Raw genomic sequence first — 1,268 nt, forward strand, 5'->3', positions numbered from 1 at the left:
TCCCGCTGCTCGAGCCACGCCTCGGCATACGGCCCGAACATCTCCGTCGACCGCACGACCTTCGCCCGCCGCGACTTGCTCGGCGACCACTCGTCGTTCTGCATGAGCCGGCGCTCGGCCGCAAGCCACGCCTCTGCGTCGACCTTGGCGTCGAAGGTCGACGGAGCACGGTGGAAGGCTTGGTCCGGACCCATGTAGTAGGCCTGCCAGCGACCATTGGCTCGCTTGCGGATGGTCCCGAAGTCCCGCTTCGCCCTCGTCATCGCGTGCCACCAGCGGACACGAGTGGACACAACTGGGGCATAACTGGGGACATTTCGTGTCCGCTTGTGCCCTGTCCTCTCACGCGCTAGATTCTAGATCACCGCAGGTCAGATGCCTACGGTGCAGGTCGAAGCACTACAGCCAAGTAGGCGCGTGAACAGTTCAAATCCTGTCACCCCGACCAGTTGGCTCTTGAGGGCTCTGACCTGGCGGTCAGGGCCCTTCTGCTTGGCTCCCGGCCGGCAGGACGAGGCGGAAGGTGACGCCGCCCTGGGGAGGCGACAGCGCGGCATACCGCCCGCCGTGCGCGGTGACGATGCCCGCGACGATGGCCAGCCCGAGGCCGGTGCCGCCGCCGGCCCGCCCTTGCGAGACCCGCGCGAACCGGTCCCAGACCCGCGCCAGCTCCTCCGGCGGGATGCCGGGGCCGTCGTCGCTCACCTCGACCACCACCTCGCCTCCGGTGGCGTATGCCGTGAGCCGCACCGCGGCCGTGACCGGGGTGTGCCGCAGGGCGTTCGTGCCGAGCGCCATGACGGCCTGGGTGAGCCGTTCCTCGTCGGCGACGAGGCGCACACCGGGCGCGGTCTCCACGGTCACCAGCCGCTCGGGTTGGGCCACCTGCAGGTCGGAGGCGACGTCGTCGAGCAGCCGGCGCACGTCGACGGGCCCGAGGTGGAGGGTGGCCCGGTCGAGGGAGGTGAGGGTGAGCAGGTCCTCGACGAGCCGGTGCATCCGGGTTGCCTCGGCGCGAATCCGTCGCAGCGCATCGGCGGTGTCGGGGTCCTCGACTCGGCCGGCGTGGAGCTCGGCATAGCCACGCAGGGTGGTCAGTGGGGTGCGCAGCTCGTGCGAGGCGTCCGCGACGAACTGGCGCATCCGGTCCTCGGAGTCACGCGTCGCGTCGAGCATGGCGTTGAGAGCGTCGCCGAGGTGGGCGGCCTCGCTGCCCTCGGGCGCGTCGGGGATGCGCCGGTCCCGCTCCCCCGCCGTGATCGCGTCCG

General features: G+C 70.9%; 1 protein-coding gene and 1 pseudogene. Both read right to left on the reverse strand.

What is annotated here, in order from left to right:
• Positions 1–263, reverse strand: a pseudogene (locus tag BN10_RS17525) (site-specific integrase); the annotation flags it as partial.
• A gap of 214 nt (positions 264–477) precedes the next feature.
• Positions 478–1,268: sensor histidine kinase (locus BN10_RS14255; protein WP_040751988.1), on the reverse strand; the 791-nt coding region annotated here is incomplete at its 5' end.

Origin of the sequence: Phycicoccus elongatus Lp2 (genome assembly GCF_000367525.1) — a bacterium.
GTDB classification, from domain to species: domain Bacteria; phylum Actinomycetota; class Actinomycetes; order Actinomycetales; family Dermatophilaceae; genus Phycicoccus_A; species Phycicoccus_A elongatus.